The organism is Marinobacter sp. SS13-12, assembly GCF_030227115.1.
In the GTDB taxonomy this organism is placed as follows: domain Bacteria; phylum Pseudomonadota; class Gammaproteobacteria; order Pseudomonadales; family Oleiphilaceae; genus Marinobacter.
In genome coordinates this window covers 2229704-2247694 of the sequence record NZ_JASSUA010000001.1, presented here as the reverse complement: position 1 = coordinate 2247694, position 17991 = coordinate 2229704, and the positions used below count along the sequence as shown (strand labels likewise).

Annotated in this window: 20 protein-coding genes; 2 read left to right on the top strand and 18 right to left on the bottom strand. The window is 59.1% G+C overall.

What is annotated here, in order from left to right:
* Window positions 1–5: 5 nt before the first annotated feature.
* From ccmI to ccmA, 9 genes are read right to left on the bottom strand one after another with little or no spacing between them, the layout of a single operon-like run.
* A complete protein-coding gene (gene ccmI / locus QPL94_RS10345) occupies window positions 6–1286 on the bottom strand; it encodes a c-type cytochrome biogenesis protein CcmI (protein WP_285357184.1) in 1281 nt (426 codons plus the stop codon).
* 31 nt (window positions 1287–1317) lie between these two features.
* The gene (locus QPL94_RS10340) at window positions 1318–1800 is read right to left on the bottom strand and encodes a cytochrome c-type biogenesis protein (RefSeq protein ID WP_137434944.1); all 483 of its coding nucleotides are present in this window, start codon (window positions 1798–1800) and stop codon (window positions 1318–1320) included.
* Window positions 1800–2336, bottom strand: a complete 537-nt coding sequence (locus QPL94_RS10335) for a DsbE family thiol:disulfide interchange protein (RefSeq protein ID WP_285357182.1) — start codon at window positions 2334–2336, stop codon at window positions 1800–1802. Before QPL94_RS10335 ends, QPL94_RS10340 begins: the two co-directional genes overlap by 1 nt.
* Window positions 2333–4351, bottom strand: coding sequence for a heme lyase CcmF/NrfE family subunit (locus QPL94_RS10330; RefSeq protein WP_285357181.1), 2019 nt, complete (start codon window positions 4349–4351; stop codon window positions 2333–2335). The genes QPL94_RS10335 and QPL94_RS10330 overlap by 4 nt, the downstream gene beginning before the upstream one ends.
* A gap of 39 nt (window positions 4352–4390) precedes the next feature.
* Entirely contained in the window at window positions 4391–4867 is a 477-nt protein-coding gene (ccmE, locus tag QPL94_RS10325) for a cytochrome c maturation protein CcmE (RefSeq protein WP_285357180.1), read from the bottom strand.
* Window positions 4868–4881: 14 nt separating this feature from the next.
* Window positions 4882–5109: a heme exporter protein CcmD gene (ccmD, locus tag QPL94_RS10320; protein WP_285357179.1), complete on the bottom strand. Its 228-nt coding sequence runs from the start codon at window positions 5107–5109 to the stop codon at window positions 4882–4884.
* A gap of 4 nt (window positions 5110–5113) precedes the next feature.
* Window positions 5114–5857, bottom strand: coding sequence for a heme ABC transporter permease (locus QPL94_RS10315; protein WP_285357178.1), 744 nt, complete (start codon window positions 5855–5857; stop codon window positions 5114–5116).
* 21 nt (window positions 5858–5878) lie between these two features.
* The gene (gene ccmB, locus QPL94_RS10310; RefSeq protein ID WP_285357176.1) at window positions 5879–6604 is read right to left on the bottom strand and encodes a heme exporter protein CcmB; all 726 of its coding nucleotides are present in this window, start codon (window positions 6602–6604) and stop codon (window positions 5879–5881) included.
* A complete protein-coding gene (gene ccmA / locus QPL94_RS10305; protein ID WP_285357174.1) occupies window positions 6594–7232 on the bottom strand; it encodes a cytochrome c biogenesis heme-transporting ATPase CcmA in 639 nt (212 codons plus the stop codon). Before ccmA ends, ccmB begins: the two co-directional genes overlap by 11 nt.
* 131 nt (window positions 7233–7363) lie before the next feature.
* Here ccmA and fliK point away from each other — a divergent pair, with 131 nt between their 5' ends.
* On the top strand, window positions 7364–8716 hold the full coding sequence (gene fliK, locus QPL94_RS10300; RefSeq protein WP_285357898.1) for a flagellar hook-length control protein FliK: 1353 nt from the start codon (window positions 7364–7366) through the stop codon (window positions 8714–8716).
* Window positions 8713–9027 carry an EscU/YscU/HrcU family type III secretion system export apparatus switch protein gene (locus QPL94_RS10295; protein ID WP_137434953.1) on the top strand — a complete coding sequence of 105 codons (315 nt, stop codon included), beginning with the start codon at window positions 8713–8715 and terminating at the stop codon, window positions 9025–9027. Before fliK ends, QPL94_RS10295 begins: the two co-directional genes overlap by 4 nt.
* On the opposite strand, the gene QPL94_RS10290 is transcribed toward QPL94_RS10295, so the two are convergent.
* The 9 genes from QPL94_RS10290 to QPL94_RS10250 form a co-directional block, all read right to left on the bottom strand.
* Entirely contained in the window at window positions 9013–10116 is a 1104-nt protein-coding gene (locus QPL94_RS10290) for an ATP-binding protein (RefSeq protein ID WP_285357172.1), read from the bottom strand. The genes QPL94_RS10295 and QPL94_RS10290 overlap by 15 nt on opposite strands.
* Window positions 10113–12395 (bottom strand): ATPase, T2SS/T4P/T4SS family, encoded by a 2283-nt coding sequence (locus QPL94_RS10285; protein ID WP_285357170.1) that lies wholly within the window; start codon window positions 12393–12395, stop codon window positions 10113–10115. The genes QPL94_RS10290 and QPL94_RS10285 overlap by 4 nt, the downstream gene beginning before the upstream one ends.
* A gap of 26 nt (window positions 12396–12421) precedes the next feature.
* On the bottom strand, window positions 12422–12814 hold the full coding sequence (locus QPL94_RS10280) for a DUF2802 domain-containing protein (RefSeq protein WP_285357169.1): 393 nt from the start codon (window positions 12812–12814) through the stop codon (window positions 12422–12424).
* 66 nt (window positions 12815–12880) lie between these two features.
* Window positions 12881–13369 carry a chemotaxis protein CheW gene (locus QPL94_RS10275; protein WP_137434955.1) on the bottom strand — a complete coding sequence of 163 codons (489 nt, stop codon included), beginning with the start codon at window positions 13367–13369 and terminating at the stop codon, window positions 12881–12883.
* A 142-nt stretch (window positions 13370–13511) separates the two neighbouring features.
* Window positions 13512–14300, bottom strand: a complete 789-nt coding sequence (locus tag QPL94_RS10270) for a chemotaxis protein CheW (RefSeq protein WP_285357167.1) — start codon at window positions 14298–14300, stop codon at window positions 13512–13514.
* Window positions 14293–15090, bottom strand: coding sequence for a ParA family protein (locus QPL94_RS10265; protein WP_285357165.1), 798 nt, complete (start codon window positions 15088–15090; stop codon window positions 14293–14295). Before QPL94_RS10265 ends, QPL94_RS10270 begins: the two co-directional genes overlap by 8 nt.
* A gap of 197 nt (window positions 15091–15287) precedes the next feature.
* A complete protein-coding gene (motD, locus tag QPL94_RS10260; RefSeq protein WP_285357163.1) occupies window positions 15288–16070 on the bottom strand; it encodes a flagellar motor protein MotD in 783 nt (260 codons plus the stop codon).
* Window positions 16067–16804: a flagellar motor protein gene (locus tag QPL94_RS10255; protein WP_285357162.1), complete on the bottom strand. Its 738-nt coding sequence runs from the start codon at window positions 16802–16804 to the stop codon at window positions 16067–16069. The genes motD and QPL94_RS10255 overlap by 4 nt, the downstream gene beginning before the upstream one ends.
* Entirely contained in the window at window positions 16804–17946 is a 1143-nt protein-coding gene (locus QPL94_RS10250) for a protein-glutamate methylesterase/protein-glutamine glutaminase (protein WP_285357160.1), read from the bottom strand. Before QPL94_RS10250 ends, QPL94_RS10255 begins: the two co-directional genes overlap by 1 nt.
* Window positions 17947–17991: the final 45 nt, after the last annotated feature.

Below are 17991 nucleotides of genomic sequence, written 5' to 3'. Positions count from 1 at the left end.
CGTGGCTACTGCACCAGCCGGGTGTCTATAACCAGAGTGACCGGGTCGGCTTCGTTACCGGTTACCGCAACCGGCTGGTCAAGCTCTCCCTCCCAGTCACCGGCCTGGGGCCGCGCAGTGCCTGACCGTGAAAGTCGCGCCTGCACACGTACCTCGCCAGCATCGGACAGTTTTGAATCCGGTGACATATTGAAGCGGTCATCCAGACGTACATCTGTCGGCAACTGGCCCGCGGTCAGGCGGGCAACCGCCAGTGGCGGCCCACCCTGCCCTTCGGCTCTGCGGGCAAAAACAAACAGTGTGGTGTCGTCCGGAACCTCGTTCCGGAACGACTCGGCAATCTCCACCCGGACGGTCACACCCGGCCCGGATGCAACCGCTGCGTCGTCGGCAGGCGCCTCGCGACCGAGCCGCTGATAGGCCTGCTCGATACCCTGGCGTATAGAGCCGATCTGAGGATGGTCAGGCGCCACATCCACAATCCGCTCCCAATAACGAATCGCCCCTTCGTAGTCTTCCTGGCTGAACGCATAGATACCCAGCAATCCCAGGGAATTCACCTCATCCGGATTAAGAGCCCTGGCTTTTTCGATGGTCTCTGTCACCTGGGGCGTCATGCCCCCCTGGCTCAGGAAAAACTGCGCCTGCGCCGACAGCCCCCACGCCACGGCCTTACCATTGTCGTCGTCATCAATGCTGCCGGCGAGCCGCTCAAAGGCCCAGGCGGCATCGCTGTACTGTTCCAGGCGCATATAAGTCCGGCCCAGCATCGCCCAGCCTTCCGTATTGTCCGGATTCTCCTCCAGGCGCTCCCGTAACTGTGCCGTGAGCTTCTGCATCTGCCCGAGACGGTCGCCATCCGCTGCCATCATTTCCTGCATGGAGCGGAACTGCTCGACATCATCCAGTGCCCCCCATTGCTGGTACAGAAACACAGCGGCAGCGGGGATTATCACCAGACTGGCAAGCACTACGGCAACGGAGCTTTTGCCACCTTTGTTCACCTGCGCCGGAGACTCCAGCATACCCCTGTCAGCATCCGGCACATCATCCAGCATGCTGCCCGCGAGTTCTTCCTTAAGCTGACGATAGCTGTCTTCGTCCATGGCCCCCGACTCATACTCGCGATCCAGCTCCGACATCCGGCTTCGATAGGCCATCAGATTCTGGTTACGCAAGTCCAGTTCAGCGCGGCGGCCCGAGCGGTGGAAGAACAGCGGTGCAATAATAAAAGCCAGCGCAAGTACGATCATTACGGCTGCAGTGAGCCAGAAAGTCTGTGTCATGGAGCAGTCATGGTCCGGTTAAATGGAATAATCAGGATGTGCGATCGGAATCATCCCCGGCAAGAATTCTTGATGCCCGGGCACGCTCCTCATCAGTGAGTGCAGGCTCGCTTTCGCCATTGCGACGGGCGCGTATTACAATAATGGCAACCACCAGGAAGCCAACCACCACGGCGATCACCGGGGTAGCCCACAACAGGATCGTCCGGCTGTCCACCTCGGGTTTGTAACGCACAAACTCGCCGAATCGGCTGACCAGGGCATCGACGATTTCTTCGTTGCGGGCGCCTTCTGACATCATCTGGTAGACCTCGTCCCTCATATCTTTGGATATCGGGGCATTGGAATCGGCAATGTTCTGGTTCTGGCACTTGGGGCAGCGCAGCTCCGAGATCAGCGTCTGGAACCGTTGCTCTTCTGTGCGGGAATCGAAACTGTACACATCGTCGGACTGGGCCATTGACGAAGGTCCGAATGCCATCAGCAGCAACGCGGCCAGCACAGCACGAATCATCAGATCTTCTCCCTGTAACGATTGACCAGGGGCTCGATATCCTGTTCCCAGACCTTTTCATTGACCACGCCAACATGCCGGTGGCGCACGATGCCTTCGGCATCGATCACGTAGGTCTCCGGTGCGCCGTAGACACCCAGATCAAAGCCAAGCCGGCCACGGGGATCGTAGATGGACACCTGGTAGGGATCGCCCAGCCTGTCCAGCCAGACCAGGGCATCGTCACGGTTGTCCTTGTAGTTGAGGCCGACGATCCGGATCCCCTTCTCTTCGGCAAGCCACACCAGATCGTCATGCTCATCACGGCAGGCCGGACACCAGGTCCCCCAGACATTCAGCAGCGATACCTGACCCTTGAACACCTCACGGGTCAGTTCACGCTCTTCGTCGTGAAGGTCCTTCAACCGGAATTCCGGCACCGGCTTGCCAATCAGTGCCGATTCCAGCTTGTTGGGGTCTTTGCCGATGCCGGCGAACAGGAACACACCAAGTACTACAGCGAAAATAACCGGTATAAACAGGAACAGCCGCTTCATGACACAGCCCCTGCCGGATCCGGGCGACTGTTGTCACCGACCTGCGGCCGGGGTGCCGTCGACGGCTGGCTTTCCGATACCTTGTCGCGAATGCGATAACGGCGGTCAGAAATGGCCAGGAAGCCGCCTGCCGCCATGAACAGAGAACCCAGCCACAACCAGCGCACCAACGGCTTGTATTGCAGACGGATCGCCCAGGCGTCGTCAGAAACCCGCTCGCCGATCGCCACAAACACATCGCGGAACAGCCCGGCATCTATCCCGGCTTCGGTCATGGTGTTGCGCTGCACCATATACTGGCGTTTTTCCGGGTAAAGTGTCGAAACCACCCGACCGTTGCCATCAGAAACCTCAAAACGTCCGTATTCCGCGGTAAAGTTCTTGCCCCGTCGGTTGCCGAACTCGGTAAATGCCACCTGGTAGCCCCCCGCTGAGGCGGTATCGCCCGGCGACATCCTTACGTCCCGCTCTATTCCGTAATTGGATACCACGGTCGCACCAGCCATGGTAATGGCCAGCCCCAGGTGCCCGAGTACCATGCCATAGTAGCTTCGCGACTGGCGCCTCAGCCCATGGAGCCGGCCTTTTTTCGAGCCGGACTTATCCCAGAGATCCCAGAAGGTTGCAACGCTCACCCACACGGCCGCGAAGACGCCACCGAAGGCCCAGGGTTTGAACCCTCCGTAACCCACCAGAACCGCAGCCGTCACCACAATACTGACTGCCAGAGGCCATAGCAGCTTGCGCCCCAGCCAGCCGCCGTCGGTTTTCTTCCAGCGGGAGAATATGCCAGCACCCAGCAACAGGCCGGCGGCGATGGCCAGTGGGCTGAAGGTCAGGCTGAAGAACGGCTCACCAATGGAGAGCCGGCCCATATCAAGATAATCCAGTACCAGCGGGTACAGGGTTCCCACGAGTACCAGCAGGGTTGCTGCCACCAGCAGAACGTTGTTGAGCAGCAGGAAAATCTCCCGCGACAGGGTTCCGTAACGGGAACGTACATGCACCACCGGCGCCCGGAACGCATACAGGGTCAGGCTGGATACGATGGTGATTGCCAGCAGCACCAGAAGAAAAGTGCCGCGATCCGGATCGGACGCGAAGGCGTGCACGGACGTCAGCACACCCGAACGCACCAGGAAGGTACCCAGCAGGCTCAGGGAGAAGGTGACAATGGCCAGCAACACCGTCCAGCTTTTGAACACCCCTCGTTTCTCGGTGACGGCAAGACTGTGCATCAACGCCGTTCCGGATAGCCAGGGCAACAGGGATGCGTTTTCCACCGGGTCCCAGAACCACCAGCCACCCCAGCCAAGCTCGTAATAGGCCCACCAGCTGCCAAGGGCAATACCCAGAGAGAGGAACGCCCAGGCCACGGTTGTCCAGGGGCGTGACCAGCGCGCCCAGGCCGCATCCAGCTTGCCGTTGATCAAAGCCGCTATGGCAAAGGCAAAGGCCACGGAGAAGCCTACATAACCCATGTAGAGCATGGGCGGGTGCACAATCAGACCGAAATCCTGCAGCAGAGGATTCAGATCGGCGCCGTCAGCCGGTACGTTGGGCAGTGTGCGATCGAAGGGGTTGGAGGTGATGATGGTGAACAGCAGGAAACCCACCGCAACCATACCGAGCACTGCCAATACCTGGGATACCATCACCGCCGGCAGGCGGCGGCTGAACACGGCAACCGCCAGGGTCCAGCCTACCAGCATCAGTATCCAGAGCAGCAGCGAGCCTTCATGGCCACCCCATACGGCACTGAACTTGTAGTACCAGGGCAGCATGCTGTTGCTGTTATTGGCCACGTAAGCCACGGAAAAATCATCCGTTACAAAAGCATGGGTCAGTATTCCGAAGGCCAGGGCCACAAACACAAACATCCCTGCGGACAGTGGCCTGGCAAAGGCCTGCAACTGGTCACGCCCAGTCACCGAGCCCGCAAGAGGGACCACGGAAAGCAACACTGCCAGCAACAGCGCGAGTATCAGTGCAATCTGTCCGAGTTCCGGATACATCAGAGTTCTCCAACTAATTCAACAGGGTGGCCGGCGGGCTCAGTAGCTGGCGGCCGCTTCGCCTTGTGCATCAGAGATCGCGGCGCGTTTACCGGCCGCTTTTTCCAGTGCCTCGTTTACTTCAGGCGACATGTAATTTTCATCATGCTTTGCCAACACCTGGTCCGCCACGAAGCGGCCATTGCCATCCAGACGTCCCATGGCAACAACCCCCTGGCCCTCGGCAAACAGATCCGGCAGGATACCGGTGTACTCCATCAATACCGATGAGGTGAAATCCGTTACCTTGAACTCCACCTTCAGGCTTTCCGGATCCCTTATGACCGAACCCTCTTCTACCATACCACCGGCTCTTATACGCACATCCACCGGCGCCTCGCCTTCAGCAATCTGGCTGGGGTCATAGAACAGGTTGATGTTCTGTCGCAGCGCATAGGTGGTCAGGCCTACGGCCACCGACACGCCCACAAGCAGGAAAAGGACAATGGTGAGCCGTTTTTTACGGATCGGATGCATGGTTCGTCTACCAGTCAGTCTTGTGAAGGTTCAATTCGGGTAAAGCTGGCGCCGGCCGGGCTCATGTCCCGTGCTGGCGTAATATCCATCTGGCGGCGCTGTTGGGCAATAACGGAACGACGCTGACGCAGTGACCACAGTGCAACGGCACCCATTAACAGGAAGAACACGAAGTAACAGGTCCACACATAGGGACCGTGCCCTTCCATAGCGATGAAGGCGCCGAACGAGTCAAATGCCATCGGATCAGTTCCCCCCTGCCTGAACCAGTTCTTTCACCCAGCGGGTGCGACTTTCCCGCATCAGTATCTCGGTCTGCATCCGCAAACAGGCCAGCCAGCCGAAAATCATATACAGCCCCAGTACCGAGAGTAACAGTGGCACCCACATTTCCGCAGGCATGCTTGGCTTTTCCGTCAGCTTGAAGGTTGCGGGCTGATGAAGGGTATTCCACCACTCCACGGAGTATTTGATGATAGGTATATTCACGACACCCACCAGCACCAGAACAGCAACCGCCCGCGCCGACGACTTCTCGTCCGATATGGCTGCACCTAAAGCTATCACACCGAAATACAGAAACAACAGGATCAGCATCGAGGTAAGCCGGGCATCCCATATCCACCAGGTTCCCCAGGTCGGTTTACCCCAGACCGCCCCGGTAAACAGGGCCAGAAAGGTCAGAACGGCTCCCACCGGTGCGACGGCTTTGACAAAAACATCGGCCAGTTTCATACGCCAGACCAGGGTCACCAGGCCTGCTACCGCCATCATGATGTAGACAGACTGGGCCAGAAAGGCCGAGGGCACATGAATAAAAATAATGCGGTAACTATTGCCCTGCAGGTAATCCTGGGGCGCAAAGGCGAGCCCCCAGCCGATACCTGCTGCCAACAGCGCGACGCCAACCCAAAGCAGCCAGGGCATCAATGTTGACGCAATACCGAAAAACCACTTCGGCGAGCCCAGCTTGTGAAAAATTTGCCACATCAGGTTGCTACCCTTCTACTTTTAACTGTTGGACAGACTGATCCGTAAAGCGGCTGCCGATGCGAAGGGCGCCAATGTCAGGGCCAGCACCAGAAACGCCCCCATCAGTGCCAGCTGTCCCGCCACCGGCGCACCCTCGGAGGCGGCCATCACTGTTCCGGTACCGAAAATCAGCACCGGAATGTACAGCGGAATGATCAGCAGTGACAAGAGCACCCCTGCCGACCGCAAACCAAGCGTTAACGCTGCCCCGATGGAGCCTATCAGGCTGAGCACGGGCGTTCCGATCAGCAGCGTTAGACACAATACCGCAACAGAGTTCCCTTCCAGGTGCACCATTACCCCAAGAACCGGCGTCAGCAGTACCAGTGGTAACCCCGTCAGTACCCAGTGCGCCAGGGATTTGGCCAGCACCAGCAGAAACAGTGGCTGCGGCTGAAGTACCAATTGCTCCAGCGTGCCATCGTCGAAATCATGCCGGTACAGGTGGTCCAGTGACAGCAGCACTGACAGCAATGCCGCCACCCACAGGATACCGCTGCCGGCCTGCTGGAGGAATGACACTTCCGGGCTAACCCCAAGGGGGAAGAGGCTTACTACCATCACGAAGAACAGTAATGGATTGAGCAGATCCTGGGGCTGACGGAACGCTGTTTTCAGGTCCCGGACAAAGACTGCTTTCATGGCGGTTGCTGTGCCTACCGATACCTCGGGGGAGCGCAGGCTGACGGTGAACTCAGTGGCCATAACCGTCGCCTCCGCCCAGGGTAACCCTTTGCATTGAGGGCAGCCGCAAATCATGGTGCGTTGTGACGACGATGGCGCCGCCATTCTCCACCCGCTCAACCAGCAACCTCTCGAGGGCGGCCACGCCCTGAATATCAATCGCGGTGAATACTTCGTCCAGTATCCACAGCGGCTCATCCGCTATCAGCAGCCTGGCGAGGGCTACACGTCGCTGCTGGCCCGCGGAGAGATTACGGCAGGGCACCGTCTGGAAACCACCAAGCCCGGTGCCCTCCAGTGCCTGCCACAGAATCTTGTCCGGCACTGACCGGCGGCCATCCATAAGGGCACGCAGGTTTTCCATGGGGGTGAGCAGGGGCTTGATTCCGGGGCGGTGGCCGAGATAGAGCATATTGCGGAGAAATTCTTCCCGGTATCCATGGCGACTTTTACCGCGCCAGAGCAAGTCGCCACTGTAACTGTCGTTCAGTCCGGCCAGTATTCGCAACAGGGTGGTCTTGCCGGAACCGTTCGGGCCCTCGACACGGATCAGACTAGCGGGCAGTATGGAAAACGAGAGGTCCCGGAACAGTACCCGGTCATCACGTTCACACTCAAGATTGACAGCCTGTAGTAACGGCTCAGACATCGGGGCCCCAGGGCTTATAGACATTACTGACCCGGCGGGTTCAGACGTTCGGGAAGGCAAACCTTGCCGGCGGGGCGTATTATAACGAAAGCGTCTCAGGATTACTCTTGTCTGACATCAAATCAGTGGCAATGAAATTACCAAACGGTAACCCTATACCACCGCCAAAAACAGAGGCACCCGTGCCGGTCCCCAGCCGGCCGGCGGGAGAGCAACCAGTGGCCACACCGGATGCGGCCTCCGCGCGGGTCCTTCTCGACCAGCTCAAGCTTGCCAACCGCGAAGCCACACTGGCACGGGTGGCGGAAGTGATCAACCGCCAGTCGTCCGCTGGCGCGCAGTTGTTGCTGGATATTCGCGGCCAGTCACTGACCGTTCAGGCCGCCATTGGTGATACCTCCCTGGAAATCGGTGATTGGGTCAAGGTCATGCGGGCAGGTAATGAATTGCAGTTGATGGGCAAGCTGGCGCAGGCACCGGAAGCCGGCATTGCCCGCGCCCTGGCCCAGCGCCTGCCCTGGCAACAGTCTATTGATGCCGGCCTGACCAGGCTTGTGAACACGCTGACACAGGGCCTCAGGCAAGATCCGCTCCCCGGCCAGCTGCCCTCGTCAAGGCCGGCACAACCGCTCCCGGAAGCTGCCCGGCAGGCGATTGAGCAAGTAATAGCCAGGCTTCCCTCCGGCAACAACCTGGCACCCGGCTCTGGCAGCCAGCCCACGGCAACGCAACAGGTCCGCCAGTGGATTGCTGAAAGCGGCCTGTTTGCGGAGTCACGCCTGGCCCAGGCTCCTGCCAGCCAGATCCCCGATCTCAAGCTGGCCCTTGGCCGGGTCATTACGGCCTTGCTGACACAACAGGGCAGCACGCCGGAACAGTTCAACCGGCTGACACCCATAGCAACCCCTGAGCTTATGCAGGCTCCGCTGCAATTCCCGCAGGCTCTGGCAGCCCCCCAGGCCCGCAGCGACGGCGAGCCCCCGAGTGTCGGGCAAATGCTCCGCCTGCTGGCGGGAATGCTTAACCGTATAACGGTCAACCAGTTACACAGCCAGGTATTAACGGCCAGAGGCGGTGGCGACACGGCAGCGCCAGCCTCTACCCTGCTGCTGGACCTGCCATGGCTGACACCGCAGAACGAACCCAGACTGGCACAACTGAGGATTGAACAGTATCTGGAGGACACGGAGTCGGAACGAAAATCCCCGACGAGGGCAACGGCCGAGTGGCGGTTATCGTTGGCGATGGATCTGGATGAAGCCGGCCCGCTGCACTTCGATGTTGCCCTGCGGCAGCAGGCGGTCAGTGCCCGGCTCTGGGCAGAGAAACAGACGACCCTGCGCCGGGTGAATCAGGAACTGCCCGCACTGCGGCAATGCCTGGCCGACCTGGGTCTGGAGGTGACAGACCTGGAATGCCGCCGCGGCACACCCCAGAGCAGCGTCACCCGACTCGAACACAGACTGGTGGATACCCGGGCATGACATCAGAGACCGATCACCACAGCAGAGCCGCCGTCGCACTTAATTACGATGGTGACAAAGCCCCGACAATCACGGCAACCGGCACCCACGAACTGGCAGAGGAAATTATCCGCATTGCCCGGGAGCATAACGTTCCACTGTATGAGAACGCAGAGCTGGCAAGTATCCTGGCGCGGCTTTCGCTGAATGAAGAGATCCCGGACTCACTGTACCGGGTGATTGCCGAAATTCTGGCGTTTGCCTTCCATATCCGGGGACTGACCCCCGATGACCGGAAACCGGGAGCACCGGATGCCTCAGCGGATCAGTGACCGGAGCGCCCAGGCCTGCTGCCAGTTATCACCTCGCCTCGGCGCCACCGTTGTCTCGAAGTAATGCCGCAGCCGGCGCCGGTCTTCCGGCTGGTCTTTGAGGGCTGAACCAATAATGTGGTGCATCAGTTGCTCCACTGTCATGCTGCCGCCGCCGTAATACCAGGCGTTCAGGCTGGCCGCGTGGGCCACGGAAACCGCCTCTGCCGTGGACAGGGCGGAACCCGCCAGCCGGTCGGTACTGCGACCATCCAGCGTCTGGCCGTTGCGAAGTTCGTGAAACATGGTCACCAGAACCTCGACCACCGATTCATCAAGGTCCACGTCGATGCCTGCCCGGGCATTGGCCTTACGAACTTCCCGCAGCACCACACCCAATTCGTCCGACAGGTTTTGTATCGGGCGAATTTCCTCAAAGTCCATCCGTCGCTTCAAGGCAGCACTCATGCGGTGGACACCTTCATCGATGCTGTTCGAGGTCGCGATGACATTAAAGCCTTCCCGGGCAAGCACCACACCTTCCGCCCCGGCCAGTTCCGGGATTACGACCACCCGGTCTGACAACACAGACAGCAGAGCATCCTGCAGTGCCTGCGGACAACGGGCAATCTCCTCAAAACGCACCATACGGCCTTCCATCATCCCCCTCAGCAAGGGGCTTGGCACCAGTGCCTGGAGGCAGGGCCCTTCGTTATGCAGAACAGATTCGTTCCAGCTATACAGTAGCTGGCCGACCTGGTTGACCGCGCCGCCCTGAAGAGTGAGGGTGGAGCTGCCCGATATCGCGGCCGACAACAGTTCAGACAACCACGACTTGGCAGTCCCGGGCTCGCCTACCAGAAGGCATCCGCGGCTGGTGCACAATGAAATGATGATCCGGACCACCGTAGCCCGGTCAGCAACGAATTTCCGTTCAATCCCCAGCGTCTCATCTCCCATCACGAATTTTTCCACGGCACGGGGAGACATGTGCCAGCCGGGCGGCACCGGACCGTGGTCCATACCCTTGAGCTTCTCCAGCTCTGCTGAATAGACAACCTCAGCAGGCTCACGCTGGGCGGATTTCGACGTCTGATTATTGCTGCTCATTGCTGACTCCTGCGGCCACCACGGACTTCCGGCGCCATGCGTTCCCTGGGAAGAATCCGTGGCAGTTCCGACAGCGGGATAATGCCTTCAATAACGTGGTCCAGAGCACTGTCTCGCATGGTAATCAGCCCCGCATCCAGGGCTCGCCAGCGAAGCTCTCCGATCGGGGGCTGGCTGGAAATGGCATTACGGATATCGGCATCGACCTCCATATACTCAATAATCGCCACCCTGCCCTGGGTGCCGCGGCCATTGCAGCTGTCACAGCCCGCTCCCTCGAAACACCGGAAGTCCGCCGGCGGACCGTCCGGAAACACCTCGGCCATTATCACCGCATCCGGCTCGGCGGGCTTGCGGCAATGCTTACAGATTCGCTTGGCCAGGCGCTGGGCGATGACTGCCAACAGCTCACCGGCAATGGAATTGGGGTGAACGCCCAGGTCGTAAAGCCGCTGAAGTGAATCGACCGCGTCGTTACAATGCAGTGTCGAAAGCACCACGTGCCCGGTCTGTGACGCACGAATCGCCTCCAGCGCCGTTTCCTGGTCGCGAATTTCGCCCACAAGAATGACGTCCGGATCTTCCCGGACAAAGGCTCTCATGGCATCGGAAAAGCCAAAACCGATTTCAGTGCGCACCCGGGTCTGCTGAACATTGTCGATCGAGTATTCGATCGGATCCTCTACCGTAATGACCTTCCGGCGCCCGTCGTCAGCCAGGGTCTGCAGGCCCGCGTAGAGGGTGGTCGATTTTCCTGAACCAGTAGGGCCAACTACCAGTACCAGGCCTGCCGGGTTGTCCAGCAAACGCTGGTAACGGGCGCCAACCAGCGCAGACATCCCGAGCTCTGAAATGGTCATGGCGCGCCCGGTCTGGGGCAATAACCGGATAATGGCATGCTCACCATGAAGCGATGGCTGAGTCTGGATTCGCAGATCATAGGCCATATCGCCCAGCTGCAATCGGGAACGGCCGCCCTGGGGCAACCGGTGCTCGGCAATGTTCAGTTCCGCCCGGAGCTTGATAACGTTTATAACCCCTTTGATCTCGCGGGGTGACAACTGGTATTGGGGTAAATCGTGGAGGTCGCCATCTACCCTGAGGCGGATGCGGATCCGGTCTCCATACTGTTCAATGTGAATATCGCTGGCTTTTCCACTCACGGCATCCAACAGGATAGCTTCGTAGACGGACACCAGGTACGGACTGACATGCCTGCTCCCCCGATCGCTACCCAGCAGCTGGTCTTTGCTTCCAGCCGCAGCCGGTTTTTCACCCACACCGTCGCCGTGATCGGCCACAAAACCAAGGCCCTTTGCCGTCAGATCCAGCGCTGACCAGATCCGGCGAAAATCAGTCGGCGTTACCAGAAGGCAGTCAATAACCTGGCTGGGGGTCAGGCGTTCCAACTGATCAGTACGCGCATCCGGATCATCGGTCACAACGGTGATTTTGCCGTCGTCCTGGGCAACCGGAATCAGGCGTGACAGATCCAGGAACGTCCGGGAAAATCGCCTGAACAGTGCCGGATGAAGATCCGGGAGCAGCTCATCCGCATCGGTAAAAGTCATGCCCCGCTGTCGGGCGAGGGACCGATAGAGATCAATTTCTTCAAGATTCAGCTTGCGTCGAAGGACATCGAGCAAGGGGCTATTCTGCTTCGCAGCCTCGACTTTTGCCTCTGCCAGAACTTTGTCGTCAATGATCCCCTGGTCTATCAGGATCTGTTCCACGTTGCGGTTAAAGTCGACCCAGCCAAGTGTGCGGACCCGCTCCAGCCGGTCATCCCGTTTCACGAACATGGCCAGACTCGGAACCGGACCCGCGCGCCCTTCAAGACAGACCAGATGCCCACCTTCCCGCAGTAAGGAAACCAAAGCATTCCGTTCTGTGATAAACGTTGTGCACAGGACAAGATCGCACGATTGATCAGGCTCCGGCGCTTCCTCAACACTGGCAACAAGAACATCCACATTGTGCATGCCCAGGCGGAAAAACCGCTCCCGCGCGGCTTCCGCTACCACCGGGTTTTTTTCCAGATAGATTACCCGGTGGGCCAACTCCGAAAGCACTGCCGTAAGGTAGCCGGAGCCACCACCCACATGCATCACCACCTGGTCCGGCTCTATTTCCGGAACCAGAGACAGGATATGGCTGATGGTTTCTTCGCGGGGGATGGAATGGCCGGTTATCGAGGGGGCCAGATCGGAACCGGAAACAAAATCATGGCGGGATACCGACCTGAGGGCCTCAAGGGCCCTGGCGTAGACTCTCTTCATCCAGTAACGTCCGTAACAGCATGGTATCAGGCCGCCTGACGTTTTCTGAGTGCTGACACCAGCTCGGCCTCGGGACGGGAAATTCCGCACGTGTTCATAAGATCGTCGATATCGGCCCCGAGATCAACCAGCCTTGAGGCTTCATCGTAGGATATTCTGAGGGGGTCATTCTGGCGCATTTCGTCGAGCATGCCCCGCAGCTCATGAATCTGGCGCTCACAGGTGACTACCCGCTGCCCCACGCCCATACTGCCACTGGCGGTTGCGTGAAGCTCCCGGCCCAGGGTTTCGCAGCGTTCTTTGAGTTGTTCCCGGAGTTTGTGGTTTTCGCGGCGGGACAACAGGCCCTGAACAAACAACAGGCCCATTGCGACGGCGGTCAAAAGCCACGGAGCCAGGGAAGAAATATCTGCAAACATGATGGACGTCCTCGGTTGATTGTTCCAGGGCCTTCCATCGTGCCTGCGCGCCCGCGACAGCCGGCGTTACAGAGCCGAGACTTCAGCCCATTCGTTCTCTGATAACATCTTGTCGAACTCGACCAGTATGATCAGCTCGCCGTTCTTGTTACACACACCCTGGATGAACTTGGCGCTTTCCTCGTTCCCCACATTGGGTGCCGTTTCGATTTCACTGGCTTTCAGGTACACCACCTCGGCCACGGAATCCACCAGGATGCCCATCACCTGGTTGGACGACTCCATTACCACAATGCGTGTTGCATCTGTTACTTCCGCATCCGCCAGACCAAAGCGACGGCGGGTATCGATAACGGTGACCACGTTGCCCCTCAGGTTGATGATGCCCAGAACATAATCCGGAGCACCGGGAACCGGCGCAATTTCGGTGTACCGCAGCACCTCCTGGATCTGCATGACATCAATGCCATAGGTTTCGTCATCCAGCCTGAAGGTAACGTACTGCAGTACCTGATCGTCCTGGGCCTGATTTTTCTGTCCGCTCGGGGATGCCATAGCCTTGTGTCTCCTGTGGGCCGCCCCTGTGGGCAACCTGATCGTCAAAAATTCATCATCAGTGCCCAATACTATAGTTAAGGGCACAAACCGTGCCAGCACAGCACGGTTTCATTCAGTAACCAACTTTCATTAAAACCGTCTAGCTCAGATCGAGGTGTTGTTCACGCTCGGCCCGGACCAGTAAGTCCGCCATGGTTTTCACGTCAATCAATGCGCACATGTGGTCAATGACCGTTCCGGCCAGCCAGGGCCGCTTGCTGCGGGCCGTTCGCCAGCGCACTTCGTCCGGTTTCAGGGTAAAGGACTGGGCCACGTCATCGCAGGCCAGCCCCCACTCGCTGCTATCCAGCCGGATCACAAACCGGTAGTTGTCCCTGGCATTGGCCGGCGCCCGGCCTGCCATAATCCACTCTGCCGTATCCACCACCCGGAGGTTGTGGTCCCGGTCCGGTCGCATGCCCATATACCAACGCGGGCTTCCGGGAATCGGCTTCACCGGCTCCTCGATGCGGTGAATGGCCCCCAGCAGGATCAGAGGTACCGCCAGTTGCAGGCCTGCGACCGAAAAAATAAGGCACTCGAAAGGCTTGTCGGACCACTCTGGCCGGCCAGGTGGGGCCGCTGCCGGTGGTGACGGAATGTCGGCGGCCTTTTCAGTTTTCAGCTCAGGGCTTTCAACGTCAGGCGTCTTAACCACCGCCGGTACCACAGGCTCCGGTTTTTCAATCTCCACTTCCGGGGCCGGCCTGGCCATAACCGGTGCTGGCCGCGGCGCCACACGGGCACGCTCACGAACAACCGGTTTCGGCGGCTCCGGTATCGGTTCATCCTGCCAGGCGGTATCCGTTGCCGTATGCAGCAATTCATCCAGGTAGCTGGCAATGGCCGACGTCGGGTCCGCCACCTGCGTCAATTTCTTGTCAGGCATGCCGGCGCTCCGCCACTGAACCGGTCATCTCCTGCAGATCGTTTAACAGCCGAACATAGGCCCTGACACCGTGGGTCTCCTTGTCCAGTGATGATGGCGTTATGCCCGCCTGGCTGGCATCCCGGAATTTGGTATCCACAGGAATGGCAAACCGCCAGAGCGAATCGGCATAGGCTTTCCTGAGCTGGTTAAGGCTTTTTACCGACGCCTGGGTGCGCCGGTCAAACAGGGTTGGCACAATGGTGTAGGAAAGCTGGTTCTTCTGGGAGCGCATGATCATGGTGAGTGTGTGCAGCATGCGCTCCAGGCCCTTGATGGCGAGAAACTCGGTCTGTACCGGGATGATCAGGTGCTGTGCAGAGGCAAGGGCATTGACCATCAGTACGCCCAGCGAGGGTGTATTATCCAGCAGGACATAATCGAAATCGTCCCACAGCTGGGCCAGGGCCCGGGATATGATCAATCCCATTCCCTCAACACCGACCATCCGCCGCTCAAGGGTTGCAAGCGCTGTACTGGCCGGCAGCAGGGAGAGCCCCGGACAACTGGTGTCTGTAATCAACTGGGCAGGCAAGCCATCAGGCACCTTGCCCTGGTGCTGGAACAGGTCGAAAACGCTGTGAGCGATGGTGTCCGGATCATACCCGAACCAACTGGTCAGCGACCCGTGGGGATCCAGGTCCACGACCAGCACGCGTTTACCGCTTTCTGCCAGCAGACCACCCAACGCCACAACAGATGTGGTTTTACCCACACCGCCCTTTTGATTGGCTACCGCCCAGATTCGCACGCTGCACTCTCCAGAAATATCAGGCCCGGAAACGCCGGAAACCGTAAGGAGTTATCGGCCGTCATCCGCTCAACTTGAAAACAATTCGGCAAGGGTTTGCCGGCATTAAAGATGTAGCGGAGTTAATACAGATATTATGCCAACTTGCCTATAGGGACCTTCCGTCAACAACCGGCAAGTGGCTGAGTGCAAAGTGCTTATCGCATGGCACCGCGGATACTGGCGTCCCGGGAAACCAGCAATACCACGCGGCGATTGCGCCGCCTTCCCTCTTCGGTGTCGTTGCGGGCCACGGGCTGATATTCACCGTAGCCCACGGCCGCCAGCCGTTCGGATTCCACCCCCTCCATCGACAGCATGCGTACGATGGCAGCTGCCCTGGCAGCCGAAAGCTCCCAGTTTGAAGGGAAGGCATTGGTTCGTATCGGGAGATTGTCGGTAAAGCCTTCCACCCGGATGGCGTTGTCGCGGTTTCGCAGCACGCCGGCAATTTTTTCCACCATCTCAAAAGCGTCGTAATGGGGTTCTGCATCACCGCTGCCAAACAGCAGACTGTTACGTAAGCTCAGTTCCAGCCAATCATCACTGGTTTCGAGCGTCACCACGCCCTGGTTTATCAGCTCATCAAATTCCAGGGCAAGCTGGTCGGCCATGGCACGAAGTGCCTCGGTACGCCCCTGCTCGCTCATCGAGGGATTCTGCGGGGCTTCAGTGACCGGGGGATCAATCACATCTTCGGCCGCCTGAGGCGTTGAGCGGCGTGGCTGGTCACCCACTTCAATGGGCTGGAAGGAGCGCTGGGGCGCGTTGAAGACACCGGTCAGGGTTTCCGACAGTACCTTGTACTTGCCCTCGTTCACCGAGGACACGGAATACATCACCACGAAGAATGCGAACAGCAGGGTAATGAAGTCGGCGTAGGAAATCAGCCAACGTTCCTTGTTGTGAAGATCATCGTCCTGGCGCCTGCGACGTCTCACAGGAAGCCCCGCAGCCGCAGTTCGATGGACTTGGGGTTCTCACCTTCGGCAATGGCTATGATGCCGTCGATCATCATGTCTTCATAACGGGTGCGTTCCCGCAGGATGCCCCGCAATTTGTTGGCAACCGGGAAGAAAAACAGGTTGGCCAGTGCCACACCGTAGATGGTGGCGACGAAAGCCGTCGCAATACCGCTACCGAGTGACTGGGGGTCCTCCAGGTTGGTCATCACCTGGATCAGCCCCATCACCGCGCCAATGATGCCGATGGTCGGGGAATAGCCCCCCATGGCCTCAAATACCCGCGCGGACTCCAGGTCCCGTTGTTCCCGGGATTCCAGATCCACTTCCATGATGCTGCGGATGGTTTCGGTTTCGGCACCATCCACCAGCAGTTGCAGCCCCTTGCGGGCAAAACGCTCGGATTCTTTCTCCGCCAGTCCTTCCAGCCCCAAAAGCCCCTGTTTGCGGGCTTTCACGCTCCAGTCAATGACCTTGCCAATGCCGTCTTCCAGGCTGACATAGGGCGGAAAGAACACCCACCGCGCCTGGGAACAGGCCCGCTTCAGCAGCGGCCAGGAGGTCTGGAGGATCGTCGCTGCGACTGTTCCGCCGATAACAATCAACGCCGCCGGGCCGTTGAACAGGGAACTGATTGCGCCGCCTTCCAGCAGGTTTCCACCAAGGATGGCCACAAACGCAAGAATAACCCCCAACAGGCTGAGAATATCCATCAGCTCACCCCTTCAACCAGGCGGGGGCCGACGTCCTCGAGGGCGAGGACCTCGTCCGTCAGGCCGGCCCTGGCTACCGCCATGGGCATGCCATAAATCACCGACGTTTTCTCATCCTGCGACCAGATATCGGAGCCGCTCTGCTTCATCAGCCGGCAGCCTTCCTTGCCATCCGCTCCCATGCCGGTAAGAATCACCCCCAGCGTCTTGCCCGGGAAGCTACGCGCCAGCGAACCAAAGGTGACGTCCACACAGGGCTTGTAATTAAGACGGTCATCACCGGGAAGGATACGTATCCGGCCCTGACCACCACGGTTTTCGATCATCATCTGCTTGCCACCAGGCGCCAGCAGAGCCAGCCCCGGTTTCAGCATGTCGCCATCGACAGCCTGGCGAACCTCAATCTGACAGAGCTTATTCAACCGTTCAGCGAAGGCGGGGGTGAAACTTGCGGGCATGTGCTGGATCAGTACCAGCGGCGCCGGAAAGCCTGCCGGCAGTGCTGTCAGCACACGCTGAAGCGCAACCGGGCCACCGGTCGAGGTGCCAATGGCCACCACACTGTAATGCTTGGCGGATCCGCGGCGGCTGGAGGAGTTCCGGGCGGGCGTTTGCGGCTCCGGTGCCGGCCGTGGGGCTTCACGACCACGCTCAGGACGGGAACTGACAGGTGCTGCGCGTTCTTTTGCAGCAGGACGCGACACCGGGGGGGCAGCAGGCGACGGAGCGGATTTTGCCCCCGGCCGACTGCCTGCCACATCCATTATGCGATCGATCAGTATCTTCTGCAGCTGGCTGGAGTCTCTGGCAATTTCCTCGAAATTCTTGGGCAGAAAATCCACAGCGCCGGCTTCCAGCGCATCCAGGGTAACCCGCGCGCCCTCGTAGGTCAGCGACGAAAACATCAGCACCGGCGTGGGGTGTTGCTTCATGATTTCCCGCACCGCAGAGATTCCGTCCATCACCGGCATTTCGTAGTCCATGGTGATAACGTCGGGGCGCAGCTTTGCAGCAAGCTCTACGCCCTCGCGGCCGTTTGTAGCGGCGCCTACTACCTTGATCTGACCGGACGCGGTCAGGATTTCCGTCAGTCGTTTGCGGAAGAACCCTGAATCATCAACGACCAGGACAGAAACCGTCATCCATTTCTCCTAAATCCGGGTCTGCTGCAAAACGGCGGCCTAAAA